The 15888-nt window shown below is 53.5% G+C and carries 13 protein-coding genes and 3 pseudogenes; 6 read left to right on the top strand and 10 right to left on the bottom strand.

All coding sequences use genetic code 11. The annotated features are described in order from the left end of the window. Positions 1–157: 157 nt before the first annotated feature. Complete coding sequence (locus tag AC5JPW_RS25540) at positions 158–781, top strand: TetR/AcrR family transcriptional regulator (RefSeq protein ID WP_494244278.1); 624 nt, start codon at positions 158–160, stop codon at positions 779–781. A gap of 71 nt (positions 782–852) precedes the next feature. On the opposite strand, the gene AC5JPW_RS25535 is transcribed toward AC5JPW_RS25540, so the two are convergent. The 9 genes and pseudogenes from AC5JPW_RS25535 to AC5JPW_RS25495 all read right to left on the bottom strand — a co-directional run bounded on the left by AC5JPW_RS25535 (position 853) and on the right by AC5JPW_RS25495 (position 10597). Then, positions 853–1458: a PqiC family protein gene (locus AC5JPW_RS25535; RefSeq protein ID WP_494244277.1), complete on the bottom strand. Its 606-nt coding sequence runs from the start codon at positions 1456–1458 to the stop codon at positions 853–855. Next, positions 1455–3091, bottom strand: a pseudogene (locus AC5JPW_RS25530) (PqiB family protein). The gene AC5JPW_RS25535 and the pseudogene AC5JPW_RS25530 overlap by 4 nt, the downstream one beginning before the upstream one ends. Further along, entirely contained in the window at positions 3088–3705 is a 618-nt protein-coding gene (locus AC5JPW_RS25525) for a paraquat-inducible protein A (protein ID WP_494244448.1), read from the bottom strand. Before AC5JPW_RS25525 ends, AC5JPW_RS25530 begins: the two are co-directional and overlap by 4 nt. After that, a complete protein-coding gene (locus tag AC5JPW_RS25520; RefSeq protein WP_494244276.1) occupies positions 3705–4328 on the bottom strand; it encodes a paraquat-inducible protein A in 624 nt (207 codons plus the stop codon). The genes AC5JPW_RS25525 and AC5JPW_RS25520 overlap by 1 nt, the downstream gene beginning before the upstream one ends. A gap of 85 nt (positions 4329–4413) precedes the next feature. After that, positions 4414–5080 (bottom strand): annotated as a pseudogene (locus AC5JPW_RS25515) (DUF3313 domain-containing protein). A gap of 483 nt (positions 5081–5563) precedes the next feature. Beyond that, entirely contained in the window at positions 5564–5698 is a 135-nt protein-coding gene (locus tag AC5JPW_RS25510; RefSeq protein ID WP_494244275.1) for a hypothetical protein, read from the bottom strand. Next, positions 5691–8802, bottom strand: a pseudogene (locus AC5JPW_RS25505) (efflux RND transporter permease subunit). Before AC5JPW_RS25505 ends, AC5JPW_RS25510 begins: the two are co-directional and overlap by 8 nt. Continuing rightward, positions 8799–9908 carry an efflux RND transporter periplasmic adaptor subunit gene (locus tag AC5JPW_RS25500; RefSeq protein ID WP_494244274.1) on the bottom strand — a complete coding sequence of 370 codons (1110 nt, stop codon included), beginning with the start codon at positions 9906–9908 and terminating at the stop codon, positions 8799–8801. The pseudogene AC5JPW_RS25505 and the gene AC5JPW_RS25500 overlap by 4 nt, the downstream one beginning before the upstream one ends. 74 nt (positions 9909–9982) lie before the next feature. After that, complete coding sequence (locus AC5JPW_RS25495) at positions 9983–10597, bottom strand: TetR/AcrR family transcriptional regulator (RefSeq protein ID WP_494244273.1); 615 nt, start codon at positions 10595–10597, stop codon at positions 9983–9985. 89 nt (positions 10598–10686) lie between these two features. On the opposite strand from AC5JPW_RS25495, the gene AC5JPW_RS25490 reads away from it, so the two are divergent. Together AC5JPW_RS25490 and AC5JPW_RS25485 are read left to right on the top strand one after the other, a co-directional pair. Beyond that, positions 10687–12135 carry an efflux transporter outer membrane subunit gene (locus AC5JPW_RS25490; RefSeq protein WP_494244272.1) on the top strand — a complete coding sequence of 483 codons (1449 nt, stop codon included), beginning with the start codon at positions 10687–10689 and terminating at the stop codon, positions 12133–12135. A gap of 24 nt (positions 12136–12159) precedes the next feature. Beyond that, a complete protein-coding gene (locus tag AC5JPW_RS25485) occupies positions 12160–12663 on the top strand; it encodes an NAD(P)-binding domain-containing protein (protein ID WP_494244271.1) in 504 nt (167 codons plus the stop codon). A gap of 273 nt (positions 12664–12936) precedes the next feature. Here the strand turns inward: AC5JPW_RS25485 and AC5JPW_RS25480 are convergent, their stop codons facing one another. Beyond that, on the bottom strand, positions 12937–13929 hold the full coding sequence (locus AC5JPW_RS25480; RefSeq protein WP_494244269.1) for a threonine ammonia-lyase: 993 nt from the start codon (positions 13927–13929) through the stop codon (positions 12937–12939). Positions 13930–13980: 51 nt separating this feature from the next. Between AC5JPW_RS25480 and AC5JPW_RS25475 the strand changes: the two genes are divergently transcribed. From AC5JPW_RS25475 to AC5JPW_RS25465, 3 genes are all read left to right on the top strand, one after another. Continuing rightward, positions 13981–14328: an ArsR/SmtB family transcription factor gene (locus AC5JPW_RS25475; RefSeq protein WP_494244268.1), complete on the top strand. Its 348-nt coding sequence runs from the start codon at positions 13981–13983 to the stop codon at positions 14326–14328. A 143-nt stretch (positions 14329–14471) separates the two neighbouring features. Then, a complete protein-coding gene (locus AC5JPW_RS25470; protein WP_494244267.1) occupies positions 14472–14807 on the top strand; it encodes a nuclear transport factor 2 family protein in 336 nt (111 codons plus the stop codon). A gap of 273 nt (positions 14808–15080) precedes the next feature. Beyond that, entirely contained in the window at positions 15081–15551 is a 471-nt protein-coding gene (locus AC5JPW_RS25465) for a GNAT family N-acetyltransferase (RefSeq protein WP_494244266.1), read from the top strand. The last annotated feature ends 337 nt before the right edge of the window (positions 15552–15888 follow it).

Below are 15888 nucleotides of genomic sequence, written 5' to 3'. Positions count from 1 at the left end.
TGTGGGGCAAATTATCGAAGTGGAGAGTGCCCAGAAGCACATTGTTTAGACGAGATCTCCGTCCACCCGTTCAATCCGCAACCGTGGCATAATGGCATGTGTACCGTACGGTGTAGTTATGTTTATTTTTCACTTCTCTATCAGTTAAGGACTCAACATGAAGGTACTGACGCAAGCGCGTCGCGATGCGATAGTGACCGCCGCCGCTGAGGTGTTTCTGGAGATTGGTTACGAGCGTGCCTCGATGGATGAAGTGGCCAGACGCGCAGGCGGATCCAAGGCCACGCTCTATAAATACTTCGCCTCAAAAGAGACGCTGTTTGAAACCGTGGTGCGCAATTACAGCGCCCGCTTTCTCACCGAAGCGGCCAACGGGCTCACACTGCCGGAAAACCAACACCTCTCTCTGGAACAAAAGCTCACCCGCTTTGGCGAGGATATGCTGCGGGTCGTGACCTGCGACAATCAGGCGTTGCAGATCTACCGCGTGGTGATGGGCGAAGCCGGGCATTCCGATATCGGGCAGTTGTTTCTGGAGTCCGGCATCCGCCAGAGTATGGAAGCATTAGCCGTGGAAATGAGCGCGGCGATGGAACGGGGTGAACTGGCACCGGCAAATCCGATGCTGCGCGCTATCCAGTTTACGACCCTGATCAAAGCGGAAACTGAGGCCCTGTTTTTCCTGCGCGAGATCCCCGACTTCTCAGAGGAAAGAGTGAGCGAGATGGTCGCCAATGGCCTGCAACTGTTTCTGAGTGGTGCCGTTAACAAGTCTGAATAGACATTATGTCCCAGCAGCCATAAGAAAACCGGGTCGTCGCTGCGAACCCGGTTTTTTTATGCTGCCCCCGCTCAGTTACCGCGACATCCCACCGCACCCGTCGCCACCCACGCCTTCGCGGTCTGCCCTATCTGGCCTGCCAGACTCGCCAGCACCTGCTGCCAGGCGGTAAACATCAGCGCAGGATCGCCTGCCAGCGGTTGTGTCAGGTGACTTTTGCACACCAGCCGCCGTGTTTTACCTCCCTGTTGAACGAACAAACTCCAGTCAGCATCCAGACTGACGGCCTTGCCGGGCCAGCTGTCGAAACGGCGAACCTGCATCAGCACCCGCACCACCGGTTTACGGTTATCCCGCGCCAGCCCTGCCACATCCACGGTGTTGAGCTGTTGCGTCATCCTTAGAGAGAGCGCCGTTTGTAGCTCGTCGCCGAGTGGGCTTAGCCAGCGATCGTTGTTCAGCACCACCATGCGACTGTCGCTCTGGCGAACCACCACCTGTTGGGTATCCAGCTGTGCCGGCACGCCAACGGGCAACAGGTCAATCACAAAATCGGGCGGCGAAACAGTATGGGAAACGGAGTCCGTACTGACCAGCGTGTGGTAACGCACCTGCGGAGAGGTGCACCCTGCCAGTAGGCTGGTAACACTGATGATCAATACCAGAACGGCTTTCATGGCTGCTCTCCTTGCTTGAGTGAACGCACATCATTCAACGTTGCATCCGCGGCGCGGCCATGGATTAACGCTTCGGGGTGGTTGTCCAGTTGGTTTGTCAGGCTGCGCACGGACCGCAGCGTGCGCGTTGCCTCCTGGAGAGACTGCAGGAGGGCCATCATCAGCGGGGAATCTTCCGCCAACAGGTTTTGCGCATCCTGGGTGGTTTGCTGGGTTTGTTGCATCAGGCGGTTGGCGGCGGGCAGCGACTGAGTGTTGACCGTGCGCAGCGTTTTATTCAGTTCCAGCAGGGTGCGGTTCATGTTGTTGCCAATTTCATCAAGCGGCATTTTGTTGATTTTGCGGGCAATCCCCGTGAGCTGATCCTGCAGGATGGTCAGTCCACCGTTCACCGTAGGCAGTTCAACCGGACGCTTCGTCACATCGACGTTCACTTTGGGGGCATCCGGGATGAAATCGAGCGAGATGTAAAGTTGCCCGGTTAGCAGGTTGCTGGATGTGGCCTGCGCCCGCAGCCCGTGGGCGATCATCTCACGGGTGAAAATGGCGGTATTCAGGTCAATGTCGCCCGTAGGTTTGGGCAATTTTTCGAGCACGTTGCCCATTCGCGAAGGGTAAACGTCGATACCCACCACAACCGGAAAGCGGTATCCCTCGGGGTTATAGTCGAGATCAATGGTGGCGACACGCCCAATGCGCACGCTGGAAAACTCCACTGGCGCACCCACGTTCAGGCCGTGCAAGGTGTGCTCAAAACGCAACTGAAAGCGCACCGGCGGGCCATCCGCTGGGGCCATCGCGGTCTCCTCGTCCGGTGCCAGGGTGTAACGAGATGGCCTGGTGAGCACGCCGTGAGTCGCCCCTTCCGGCGTAGAGAACGCAATCCCCCCAGCCATGATGGCGGCAACAGTCTGGGTTTTAAGCTGAAAACCGTCGCTGCCGACGGAAAGATCCACGCCGCTCACGTTCCAGAATCGCGAATCCGCGGTGACCAGGCGATCATAAGGTGCATCAATAAAGACGTTAAGATCGATGCCCCTGCCGTCTTTGCGTAACTGGTATGAGGTTAACCGCCCGACCGGAATGCGGCGATAGTAAACCGGCGAGTTGATATCCAGCGACCCAAGGTCGTCGGCCTCCAGCATAAACTGGCTGCCCGCCATGTCGTTGACGATGGCCGGGGGCGTCTCCATGCCGGTGAACCGGTACTGGCTTTCATCCGACTTCCCTCTGTCCACGCCGATGTACGCCCCGGACAGCAGCGTATCGATGCCGCTGACGCCGCTCATCCCCGACGCGCGGCCTGACCACCCAGAATCGGGTGTCGGCTGCGCGCCAGGTTCTGCGCACTTCTGCCGAGCGTGACCCGCACCAGCACCTGCGTGTTATCGGGACTGAGGGTGATCTCCTTCACCAGCCCGACGGTGACATCTTTGTATTTCACGGCGGTTTTCCCGGCTTCGAGCCCGGCGGCGCTGCGAAACGCGATGACCACCTCCGGCCCGACGGACAGGCGTGCCTGAAAAACCATCGTGACCGCAATCACCAGTGCAACAACCGGGAGCAACCAGATAACGGCATTGCGCCAGCGCCCGTGACGAAAAAGAGGAGTGCCCGAAACAGGACGCATCATTGGTTTTCTTCCCATAGTGTTTTTGGTTCAAAACTCAGCGCACAGAGCATGCTCAGCATGACCACGAGGCCGAAGAACAAAATCCCGGCCCGTGGTTCCGCCTCACTGAGTGCATGAAAGCGGAGCAGGCCGCACACCGCAGCGACCACCACCACATCCAGCATCGACCAGCAGCCAATCCACTCCGTCATTCGGTAAAGCCGCGCCCGTTCGCGCCTGGCCCAGCGGCTCTTGCGGGCCGTTGAGAACAGCAGCACGCCCAGTGAGAGAAACTTCAGGCACGGCACCACCACGCTGGCAATAAAGATGACTGCCGCGATGCCCCACGACCCGCTGCGCCAGAAAGCCACCACACCAGAGAGAATGGTGCTGTCACTTCGATTACCGAGCAGCGTGGTGGACATCACCGGAAACAGATTGGCAGGTACATAGAGGATCATCGCGGTGAACAGCAACGCCCAGCTCAGGTGGGGTCGACGAGGCGAGTGCTGGGGCAACCGCGTGTGGCAGCGGGGGCATTTTCCACGCACGCCGTGCGCGTCTTCATCGGCACATACCAGGCCACATAACGGGCAGCGGCAGAGCTGCATCTGGCGAGCAGTCGGCGCATTAATCACCACGGTCTGTCTCCTCGACCGAAAGCAAGTCCCACAACGGGCGTAAATCGTGACTGTTGATGAAGACAACCAGCACGCAGGAGACGGCCAGCGCCCAACCGCCCGGCCCTACGGAGACGTCTGAGCAGCGAGGAGAGTTTGATCCCCGCCACGAGAAAACCCAGCACGCCCACTTCAACCATGCTCCAGGGATGCAGCCATTTAAGCGCCTTCATGCTGAAGATAAACGCCGGTGCTGCGCGCCCAAAATGGGCAAAACTCAGCAGCCAGGCCGTGAGGGTTATCTGCAAGAAAGGCGCCACCACCAGCAGAAAAACGGTACAGAGGGCCATGATGGGGTTGCCATCGTCAGCCGCCAGCGCCCACGCCGCAGTCCACAGCGTGATGTCATTCGCCATGCCGTGAAATCCCACGGACATCACCGGAAAGAGACAGGCAAGAAATAAGGTGATGGCCGCCGTCAACATCAGAGGCAGCACATGCCCAGGCACCCGACGGCGACCACGCCATAACACGGCGTAACAGCGCTGGCAGAGGGCAACGTCACCCCGCGCACAGGGCAATGTCTGGTAAACACTGTCGCAGTGCGGGCAGATGGTCAGATGCGGGAATGTCTTCATAACTCCGGGTCGCCACGAGGTAATGCACGAGGAAAATCACAGCCGGATCCGGTAAAGGCTCCGGCTGTAAATAAGGAATCAGCGGCTATCTGAGCATTTCCGCCAGATCTTCCGCCCCTTTTTCAATGCCCACTTCAGCGGCGCTCAGCGAGCCAATGCTGGCAGAAATGTTCATGGCGTTCGGGTACTGGTGAGCAACATAAGCCTTGAGCAGTTCGTGACTGTTGGCGTCATAAATTTCAACGGCGTAATCCACCGAGCCGCTCATCAGCCCCCTGCCGCCCCGCACCGATTGCACAATGTTGTAGGGGCCCCCCGCCAGATCGAACTTGGTGAACGTGCCCACCACCTGCGGTGTGGTGTCCGCCCCCGTCAGCGTGAGCTTCAGGCGCAAGCGTGTGAGCCGCTGGCGCTGCTGACCGTCTTTAAAGCGCGTGCTTAATGCTTTGCTGAACTTCGTCCTGCATGTGCGTTGCCAGCGCCTGGCGGTCGGCCTGCGCCATGTCGTCAAACTGCCCGTCGTTGCCCTGGTATACCTTCACCGGGTCAATGATAATGCTGTCGTACTTGTTCCAGTCGACCTGCGGCGAGTAACGCCACGGCATGCGATCGGCATTATCATCCGTGTTTGCCGAAAGCTTTGCCGCCGAGTCAATACCGCTATAACGTACGGGCGGCGTGCTGGAACACCCCGCCAGGAGCAATGCAACACCCATAACCGCCAGCCCGCTAACCTGCCTTAATGTCTTCATGTATCCATCCTTTCGTAGTGGTTTAGGGCCGCACGCACTGACATGCCCTCAGCAAAAATCATCACATTCACACGCATGTGAACTGTACGGTTTAGTTTTGATCGTATTACTAAAAGCTGTCAACGTAATTGTTCGATGAAACTATTCAGTTCTGAAATAGATAGGGATGAGCGAGGACGCTGCAACAGGGTACTAACGGACGTCTTGGTTAGACGATAATCGGCCTTCCCTGCGCATTTCGTGCAAGGTGAGTGTTAATAGCAGAGAATGGCGACTGGTTTTTCATCAGGGCAAACCCGCAAAACGGTTTTCCGGTGTGTTGCGTTCATCGGCTGAACTCATAACCTTCGCGGACAGCACAAGCATCAGATATCTCGACGCGCATGATCCACTTGGGTAGCGGTACATTCCAGGATGCCCTGACCGGAAAAGTCATGCCAGTTGCCCATGCGGCGCAACTGGCATATTTACTGACATGAGTGCTTACAGTGAGAGCATGATTCTCAAGTGGCTAACGGTACCAAACACCTGACACCCTCTGGCATTAAAGGCCTGAGCTGTCGTCAAGCCGATACCGGATGAAACGCCGGTAAGGAGAACGACTTTATGTTCAGACATTTTTTAGTCCTTCAGAGGTGGGATTGTTTTCCGTTGCCGAGGGTGAATCTGGGCTCTTTATCCGGAACCAAATCGCATACATGGCAGGCAGGAAGACCAGCGTAATGATGGTTCCGCCCAATGTACCGCCAATCAGGGTGTAGGCCAGGGTTCCCCAGAACACCGAATGCGTTAACGGGATAAAGGCCAGAATGGCCGCCATCGCCGTGAGTAGCACGGGCCTGGAGCGCTGTACCGTTGCCTCAATGACCGCATGAAAGGGTTCCAGCCCTTCCTGTTCATTATGGTGAATCTGCCCGATAAGAATCAGCGTGTTACGCATCAAAATCCCTGACAACGCAATCAGCCCCACGAGGGCATTAATGCCAAAGGGCTGATTGAAGAGCAGCAAGGTTGGCACCACCCCTACCAGGCCCAGGGGCGCAGTCATAAAGACCATGACCATCGCAGACATCGAACGCACCTGGAGAATGATGATCAGCAATGTCATGGCTATCATGATCGGGAATAACGGTAACATTGCTTTAGTGGCTTTCCCTGACTCCTCAATAGAGCCCGCCTGTTCAATACGGTATCCATCGGGAAGCGTTGCGATGACAGGCTGCAGTTGCTTCATAATCGCAGTCGAAACATCCGGCGGCTGAAGGGTTTCGGCGATATCACCTCGCACGGTAATGGTTGGCATACGGTCACGACGACGCAGCAGAGGATCTTCCATACGCACTTCTACCTCGCCGACCTGCGATAACGGAATACGCTGCCCTGCGGAGCCGACCAGAGTGAAGCCCGCTATTTTCGCAGGGTCAAGCCGGATATCCCCGGCAGCACGCCCCATAACCTGCACCGAACGAATATCTTCTCGCACAGCGGTGATCGGGATGCCCGAAAGCAGGAACTGAAGCTGTTGCGCCACTGTATTTGACGTCAACCCCACCGCCTGCAGGCGATCCTGATTCAGGGTGAAATGCAGTGTCGGCACCCGTGAGCCCCAGTCCGTGTTGACCGTTCTCATCAGCGAACTGGACTGCATCAGCGTTTTCACTTTGTCCGCGATGTCACGTAATACGATCGGGTCCGGCCCCGTCACACGGAAGGCAACCGGATAAGGTGAATACGGGCCAAACACCAGTTGGGTCACGCGAACACGCGCCTCAGGAGTCAGTCCGTCAGCCGCAGCCTGGCGAAGACGGAACTTGAGCGCCTCACGGGCTTCCTGGCTGTCAGTCAGGACAACAATTTTTGCAAAAGAGGGGTCAGGCATTTCCGGCGCCATCGCCAGATAAAAGCGTGGCGATCCCTGCCCGATATAGGCGGTCACGATTTTTGCTTCTTTCTGGCGCTTCAACCAGTCCTCAATTTTCGTCACGGCGGCGCTGGTTTGTTCAATAGAGGTGCCATACGGCATCTGCACTTCCACGAGAACCTCAGGGCGGTCAGACGTCGGGAAAAATTGTTTTTTCACCAGCGCCATGCCGAGAACGGCGATGACAAAAACTGCGATGACAGAACCTGCAACCAGCCATTTTCCTGCGATTACTCGCCTCAGCAACTGACGAAAACGGTTGTAGCGTCGGGTGTTGTAGATAGCATCATGCCCCCCTTCAACCGTTTTGATATCTGGTAGCATTTTCACCCCAAGGTAAGGGGTAAATACCACTGCAACCACCCAGGAAGCAATCAATGCAATACCCACGATCCAGAACATATTGCTGGTGTATTCACCCGCCGTGGATTGCGCAAAACCGTTGGGCATAAAACCAACGGCAGTGACCAATGTACCGGCCAGCATGGGCGCAGCGGTGTGACTCCAGGCATAGGCTGAGGCTTTGATACGGTCGTAGCCCTCCTCCATTTTCACCACCATCATTTCAATGGCAATGATGGCATCATCGACCAATAAACCGAGTGCGAGGATAAGCGAGCCCAGGGTAATACGGTCGAAGTTTTTACCTGACGCCTCCATGACCACAAAGACGACAGCCAGCGTCAGTGGCACAGCAGCGGCGACCACCACACCCACACGCCAGCCCATACTGAGAAAACAAACCACCATCACGACCAGCAACGCCACAAAAAACTTGATCATGAACTCGTCTACGGCGGAGCTGATGTTCACTGACTGATCGGTGACTTTTGTGAAAGCCATGCCGAGTGGCATGTCCGTATTGATGCTGGCAGCTTCCTTATCCAGTGCTTTACCCAGCGCCAGACCGTTCCAGCCCTCACGCATCACGATGCCCAGCAGAAGTGCAGGTTCACCCTGGTTACGCACCATAAAGGTCGCCGGATCTTCGTAACCGCGCTCCACCGTCGCCACATCAGAAAGCTTCAGCGTCCTTCCCTGCGCCACAATGGGCGTTTCCCGAATTTTCTCCAGTTTGTCAAACGCCCCGTCCAGACGGATAAAAACCTGCGGCCCACGGGTGTCTATTGAACCGGCAGGTGTCAGCACGTTCTGGTTGTTCAGTGCAGCAAAGATATCCTGCGCAGAAACCCCCAGGGTTGCCAGACGGTCATGGGAAAATGAGACAAATATCCGTTCGGCCTGTTCGCCGATAATATTGACCTTTTTCACCCCGGGAACATGCAATAAGCGCTGGCGTAATGACTCGGCATCGCGCACCAGTAGCCGCTGCGGTTCTCCTTTTGCCTTCAGCGCAAAAAGCGCAAACAGTGACATCCGAGAACTCATCGTTGACCATCGGTCCCGTTACCCCAGCAGGCAGATTTTTGGCCTCATCGCTGAGCTTTTTGCGTGCCTGATAGAATTCCTCCTGGACTTCTGAGGGGGGAGTACTGTCCAGCAATGAGAGCATGGTAAACGCCAGTCCGGGGCGCGTGTATGTCTCGGTACGGTCATACCACTTGAGTTCCTGGAGACGTTTTTCCAGCGGTTCGGCCACCTGGTCCTGCATTTCCTGAGCGGTTGCTCCGGGCCAGGCGGAAATGATGGTCATCTGCTTGACCGTAAAAGGCGGGTCCTCTGCGCGCCCCAGTTCAAGGAATGAGAGAATACCGGCAACGGTGATCAACAAGATAAGAAACAACGTAACTGAACGCTCACGCACGGCAAGCGCGGAAAGATTGAAACGTCCGCGACTCATGGACGACTCCCGGCGACACGGTCATCGCTCTGCTTCGACAGCCGTACTGTCTCACCGTCATGCAGCAGATGAGCGCCCAGAGCCACAATCTGTTCGCCGGGTTTAAGGCTGCCAGCCACGCTTGCCGCATCATCTCCGAAGCTAACGACCTGCACGGGTCGCCATGTCACCCTGGCGGGGTTGCCTGAAATGCTCCAGACCCCCGGCCCCTTACCGGCGTCAAAAACGGCGCCTAAAGGCACCTGCAGCAACGGCTGCAATGCTCTGCTTTGCGCAATATGGATGGTAACAGTGGCCCCCAGGGGGGCACCTGACAATGGACCTTCGAGCACGTATCTTGCCTCGAACGTACGTGTCAGAGGATCGGCAGCATCAGAAAGCAGCCGTAATTTCGCGGAAACAGGTTGCTCATCGTTGCCGTACAGAGAGGCCTGTGCCGTGCTTCCAACGACCGGGCGTAGCGTCTCAGGCAACTGGACGACGGCTTCGCGCTGCCCTGCTCTTGCAAGCCTGATAACCGGTTGTCCGGCGCTGACGACCTGACCCGGTTCGGCAAGCGTATCCATCACCACGCCGTCGGCATCGGCCACCAGGACCGCATAGCTCATGGCGTTTTGCGCCACATTCGCCTGCGCCTGAGCGGCACTGAGATCTGCCCTAGCCGTGTCGGCGGCGGCTTTAATCTGATCGTATGCCGATGCAGACACAGCACCTGCGGTGACCAGACCACGATAACGAGACTCGTCATCCGCTGTCTGGCGGGCACGCGCTTTTGCTGCTGCGACAACCTGCTGCTGAGCCTGAGCCTGCAGGCTCAGATCAATCGGGTCCAGCCGCATTAACGGCTGACCACGTTTCACGGCCTGACCAGTATCAACGAGACGTTCCAGGATTTTGCCTTGAACCCTGAAACCAAGGTCACTCTGAGTTCGCGCAACAACCACCCCCGTGAAGGCACGGGAGAAGTCGGTTGCGTTGATCGCCACTGCAGACCTTACCAGCGGTGGCAGGCTACGTGGGTCACTGTTATCGGAAGCATCACCGCAGGCCACAAGTGCAAACGGCAACAGGCAAACAGCAAAGGTGACAGGTTTAATCCCAGGCATGGGTTCCCTTAATAATTAAAAAATACAGGAACCCATATTTAAACTAGTGACCAAAATTGTCAATAGTCACAACCTCACGGCGACAAACTTCTCAGGATAAGTGATGACAGCAGCACTGCCGCTGACTGGGCGGTTTCCAGATTATATTGCAGTTGAACCGGGCTGATATAAGGCCGCATGACCATAAAGATCGCCTCCGCGGCCTCGTCCAGTGGGGTTTTTCTTTCGAATTCCCCGGTCTGGCGCCCTTCAAGAATGATCTGTTCAATGAGCTGTCGAAGGTGCTGCTCATGAGCTTGCGCTGAGGGCCATTTGTCACGCACCGCAACCGCAGCGATGTCGTGCAACTTACGATCATGAAAAAATAAATCGCAGCCGGATTCTGACAATGCCCTGAATAACCGCCTTATTTTTTCTGAGGCAGTTGGCGCATTCGCAATTTCTGCGTTGACAATGTCCCTTATGATCGCCAGTCGGTTAGAGCAGATTACTTCGCCGATAGCCTGTTTGGAGTCGAAAAACTTATAGATATAAGCCTTTGAAAAACCGATTGCTTTGGCGAGATCCGAGACAGTCGTTTTTTCGTAGCCAAAGTGGCCGAAATGCTCTGTGGCCGCTTCAACGACCTGCTCCCGGACGCTGTGGTCGGAAGGTCCCCGGGAAGGGTTTTCATTCATCTGTTTAGTCATTTTTCCAGCTTAGTCCAATAAGACCCGATTGACAACGAGTGACCATTTGGTAATGTGGTCACAACTCAAATTCAGATCAAAGGTTCTCCATGTTTCCCCTACGTACTCTTACACTGCTTGTGAGTACTTGCATCCTGGCGGGCTGTACCGTCGGACCGGACTATCATCGCCCTTCGGCTCCACTTGCGGAGCGTTTTCAGGCTCAATCGATCTTACAGCAGCACAATACATCCGGCCCCGCCACTTTCTCAATCTGGTGGGAGAGCTTCGGCGACCCTCTGTTAAGTCGGTTCGTGTCAGACGCACTCGCGCAAAACCTCGACCTGGCCCAGGCTTCCGCCAGGATGGCACAAACCCGTGCCGGGCTCGGAGCCGCAACGGCCGCACTACTTCCCTCTGGAAATACTAGCGTGCAAGCCGCCCGTGCTTATCAGTCGGTCGAAACACCGTTGGGTCAGGTACTTAGTTCAACGCCGGATTATAATCGTTACGGCAATGCTTATGAAACCGATCTCAATGTCGGCTGGGAGATAGACCTGTTTGGCGGCCTGAGGCGAGGCCGTCAGGTTGCCCTCGCCGATTACCAGGCCTCAGAGGCCAGTGTTGCGGCAACACGTCTTGCGATTGCGGCACAGACCGCAGATATTTATATCACCCTGCGCGGATTGCAGACCCGCCTTGATATCGCGAATAAACAGGTCATCACGCAACAGCAGCTGCTGGAAAAAATTCAACATTTATACCGCAATGGGCTGGCTCCTCAATATCAAGTCCGCCAGGCTGAAGGCACGCTGGCACAGGTGCAGGCAGCAGTGCCTGATTTGAAGAGCGGACTCGATGCCGCCATGAATGCGCTGGACGTGATGCTCGGCACGCCACCCGGGAGCCACAGAGCTCAGCTCTCTTCACCGGGAGCTATTCCTCATACACCCGACATCACCATAATGAATACGCCTGCGGACCTGCTTCGCCGCAGACCCGATATTATCGTGGCCGAGCGCCATCTGGCTGCAGCGAGCGCTCGTATCGGCGTGGCTGTCAGTGAGTATTATCCAAAATTTTCACTCGGTGCGCTGGTTGGCAGTGCAACGGTAGTGTCAGGCGACCATCTTTTCACTGCCGGTGCCAGCCAGTCGTCAGGTGTGCTGGGGTTACGCTGGCGGATCTTTGATTTTGGACGTATCAATGCGCAAATAGAGCAGGCAAAAGGACAGGAAGCAGAAGCACTCGCGGCTTATCGTCTGTCAGTCTTACGCGCAACGGAAGACGTTGAAAACGCCTTCTCTGCACTGGTCAATCGCCAGACGCAGGCAGCCACACTGACCAGTGGTGAAACTGCCCTCGCCAGTGCCCGACAATCGTCCTTCATCGCCTTTCAGCAGGGAACAGCCAGCCTGATTGACGTGCTGCACAACGATGAAACGCTTTTGCAAACTTCCGATGCCAGAGCCCAGGCGCAGACAGAATCAGCCCGCGCAGCAGTGGCGACATTCAGGGCGCTGGGCGGTGGCTGGCAATCTTCATTACCTGGCCAATGACAATTAAACCCGGGTGGTTATGTTATGACGCGAATTGGCATTCTTGGAATAAATGATCTGACTGAAACCTTTCTGTCTGAGCTATTCCGCCTTGACCCTCACGCTTATGTTTTTCTTTCATCCGAGGATCATGATCGCGCGAACCTGCTGGCGAGGAAGTTTCCGTGCTGGATTCAGGATGATGTTCAGGAGGTTATTAACGAAGCAGATACCGTCATTATTACGACAGGATCATCTTGCTCTGAAAACCCGCAGGAAAGACTCGAGTACCGAAAATCACAGTTAATCTTTTTTTTGGAAGCATGGCCATCAATAAACAGCCAGGTGATTTCCCCCCAAACAGATAAAAAAATAAACTTTACAACCAGACATATAGCGCTGGCTAACATTTCACCATTCATTCATCTCACAGAAGTACAGATTGATGATTATCTTTTTATTCTTAAAGTCCTGTTGGTTGCAATGAAACCAGTGCATACGCTTGATGTCAATTTCAGGTCATCGTCTGAATCAGCACGACTAAGATAATCACAACGAAGCTATGATCACAAAAGATTGAGACGGGGGACGATAACATCCCCCTTTATTTACTGAAAACAGGATATCCACTGCTGAACAATCAAGGTTCATTTTTCCATGAATCACTGGTCTGTAGGGGAAGCGTATTTTTTCAGGCAACATTATTACCCTGGACGCACCTGAAAGCGATGACTTCAGTGTTTAATCCACATAATAAGAACGCGTTCTAATAATATCTGTGCTGCCTGTGATTAATCGTAAATATGCTCCCGCTCCATTTCCTTATCTTATTGCCTCATTGACCAATGAGAGATAGCGGGATCCCGATATGTTCCTACCGCTGACCACGCAGACAGTTTTACGACCACTCAGATCTTTTGCATAACGTAGTGCTCCCGCAACGGCAGGAACACCGGAAGGCTCGGTAACATGACAATACAGATTCAGCATTAGCTGCATCGCTTCTTTAATTTCAGTTTCTGAGACGAGAAGGACACGATCAACGCGATCACGTATAAGTGGCCATGTCATCGCTTCGGGCTCTATGTATCCACTGATGCCTTCGGCTATTGACGGAGAAATTTCCACTGGGATCGTCTCGCCAGCCTCTTTCCAGCATGCAAACGTTGGACTTGCTTCACTTTGTACTGCCCACACTTCAGCATCCGGGTTTATGGCTTTGATTGCCGTCGCAATACCTGAGGCAAGGCCGCCGCCGCCAATGTTCACGAGAATAACTTCAGCGTCTGCCCAATCGTCCATTATTTCCAGACCGACGGTGCCGCCCCCTGCAATCATCTGCTGATTATTGTAAGCAGAGACGAATGTCGCACCTGACTCTTGCGCTGCGGCAATAGCGGCCAGCCGCGCGTCTTCAATATTTTCAAAAAATGTTACCTGGGCACCATAACTTTTCATCGCCGAGACCTTCATCGGGTCTGCTGAATGCGGCAAGAATATGGAAACGGGTATGCCTGCTACATTCCCTGCATAAGCAAGCCCTAATCCATGATTTCCTGCTGTGGGCGCAATGACGCCGATGCTGCGCTGTTCCGCATCGAGACTGGCAAGAACGTTTGCGGCTCCTCTCAGCTTAAAGCTACCGGTATGCTGGAGATTTTCCATCTTGAGCCTGACCTCTGTTCCGACAAGAGCCGATAGCGCGTGTGAATGCTCAAGTGGGGTCCGGCATACCGTTGCCTTAATTCGCCGGGAAGCAGCATAAATATCCTTCAGAGTGACACTGCCCATTGGCCTTTGTGTGTCGTTTGTCATAATATTCCCCTTATGTTATATAAGAAAATGACTATATAGGATTTTAACTATATGAACAACTCGAAGGTATTGGTAGCCGATATTTTCCGCGCACTGGGTAATGAACACCGGCTCGTTATCGTTGAATGGCTATCCGATCCAAGGTCGCATTTTCCAGAGCAGCAGGATGGCGATTTGGTCAAGGATGGTGTGTGTGTAGGGTTTATCACCGAAAAGATTGGTCTGAGTCAGCCCACAGTGACGGGCCATCTACAATATCTTTCAAAAGCAGGAATTGTGACCTCAAAACGTATCAAGAACTGGGTGTTTTACAAACTGGATCGCCAACAAATGGATGAAGCAACGGCAATATTGGCTGGGTTTGCAAAACAGGTAACACAGCTTAATGAGTCGTCCTAATTGAGTGTGAGAGAGAGTAAATCTGGCAGTCTCGAACGACGTTTAGCGTCTTATTGAGATTGAGTTTTGGCTTGTGCGCATCATTGTGTTGTGATTTTATATTCTTAATAAATGCATAATTATACAAATGGAGAGAGGTTCACATGTCGGTAGAGTCCCCCGTTAAGGCACAGTTTGAAGCGTATAATGCTCATGACATTGAAGCGTTCATGTCTTGTTTTTCAAATGAGTTTAAAGGTTATCGGATGCCAACCGAAAGCCCTTCTACCGTAGGGAAAGAATCACTACGTGAATTCTACGTTAACAATCGCTTTAACAATCCAGAACTAAAAGCTGAGCTAATTTCCAGAATAGTTCTGGGCAATAAAGTTTTCGATCACGAATTGATATACGGATTGTCTCCTGAGCCTCTGGAGACTGTGGCTGTTTTTGAAGTTAAAGATGATCTCATTTCAACAGCATGGTTTTATTTGCCGTAATTAAACGTTGATCAAATATCAATAAGCCCCAGCTTAAGACACATTCTACGCTGGGGATAAGCGCGAGACTAAAGGCCTGCTCTTCGCTGTTCGCCGACCTGATAACTTTACCACCAGTCCGTTTCGCGTTAGCAGCAGGTGTTGCTATTAACTCAGTGCAAATATTCATGCTTATGTAACGAGAAATCATCATTTCCGCCGGATTTATTGTATTGAATATTCAAGCAAACAGGCGTTATAAAGAACGTTGAATCGTTAATTATCAGGTTAAAAATGCAGATCAAAAACCTTATGGATCATCCTGATTATCTCAGTGAAACTACTGACTTATTATTCAGCGAATGGTCTCATCTGCCTTCGTGGGCTGACTCGCAGAAAATACGTACACGTCTTGTCGAGCGAAATACTACCAATAACCGGCAGTTCACCTTGGTCGCTGTAGGTGCAGAGAATAATGTCATTGCTGCCGGTAGCCTCATCTGTTACGAGCTTAAAGATAATCCCGCTCGCGTTTACTGGCTGGGTGAAGTCATTACGCATTCAACACATCGAGGCCATGGGATAGGATCTGCGCTGATAAAACACATTGTGGAATTAGCCGTTCAGCAAGATATTGCTGAACTATGGCTTTATACGCCTGACAAACAGTCTTTATACCGAAGTTTAGGATGGATAGATCAAGAACAACGCATTGTTGCTGGTGAATCCGTAACGGTAATGGTTTTGAACTTGTCCTCCGGTTGACCAAATTGTGCCAGAAGCGAACATTTTTCTGTTTATACAGATATCCGGTTCTGTACGGACGGGAATGGTACCTGGAGACACAATAGGTCGTCGTCATATATTACCCATACAAGAATTATCCGATAATAAAGATAATTGATATTAGTCAATAGCTTATTATTCGCTGCCTCACATTTTTTGACGGTCGGGCGCATTATGATTCTGAATCTTCATGGTGTTCAGTGGAACAAAGCGTCACGTTAGTGGATTTCGCGACTCCCAGCAAAATTGCTTTGACAGACAATTTTGCTTGTTCCAGCTGTCACCTGCGGAGCAAAGCTACTGAGCGGTCCGTCAA

This window comes from Phytobacter sp., assembly GCF_059074235.1.
This window is presented reverse-complemented; position numbering and strand designations above follow the sequence as displayed.

Coding starts and splice junctions, on each gene's coding strand:
- AC5JPW_RS25535 (WP_494244277.1), bottom strand. CDS start 1,458: ATGAAAGCCGTTCTGGTATTGATCATCAGTGTTACCAGCCTACTGGCA.
- AC5JPW_RS25475 (WP_494244268.1), top strand. CDS start 13,981: ATGAACAACTCGAAGGTATTGGTAGCCGATATTTTCCGCGCACTGGGT.
- AC5JPW_RS25485 (WP_494244271.1), top strand. CDS start 12,160: ATGACGCGAATTGGCATTCTTGGAATAAATGATCTGACTGAAACCTTT.
- AC5JPW_RS25510 (WP_494244275.1), bottom strand. CDS start 5,698: ATGTCTGAACATAAAGTCGTTCTCCTTACCGGCGTTTCATCCGGTATC.
- AC5JPW_RS25520 (WP_494244276.1), bottom strand. CDS start 4,328: ATGAAGACATTCCCGCATCTGACCATCTGCCCGCACTGCGACAGTGTT.
- AC5JPW_RS25470 (WP_494244267.1), top strand. CDS start 14,472: ATGTCGGTAGAGTCCCCCGTTAAGGCACAGTTTGAAGCGTATAATGCT.
- AC5JPW_RS25540 (WP_494244278.1), top strand. CDS start 158: ATGAAGGTACTGACGCAAGCGCGTCGCGATGCGATAGTGACCGCCGCC.
- AC5JPW_RS25465 (WP_494244266.1), top strand. CDS start 15,081: ATGCAGATCAAAAACCTTATGGATCATCCTGATTATCTCAGTGAAACT.
- AC5JPW_RS25495 (WP_494244273.1), bottom strand. CDS start 10,597: ATGACTAAACAGATGAATGAAAACCCTTCCCGGGGACCTTCCGACCAC.
- AC5JPW_RS25490 (WP_494244272.1), top strand. CDS start 10,687: ATGTTTCCCCTACGTACTCTTACACTGCTTGTGAGTACTTGCATCCTG.
- AC5JPW_RS25480 (WP_494244269.1), bottom strand. CDS start 13,929: ATGACAAACGACACACAAAGGCCAATGGGCAGTGTCACTCTGAAGGAT.
- AC5JPW_RS25500 (WP_494244274.1), bottom strand. CDS start 9,908: ATGCCTGGGATTAAACCTGTCACCTTTGCTGTTTGCCTGTTGCCGTTT.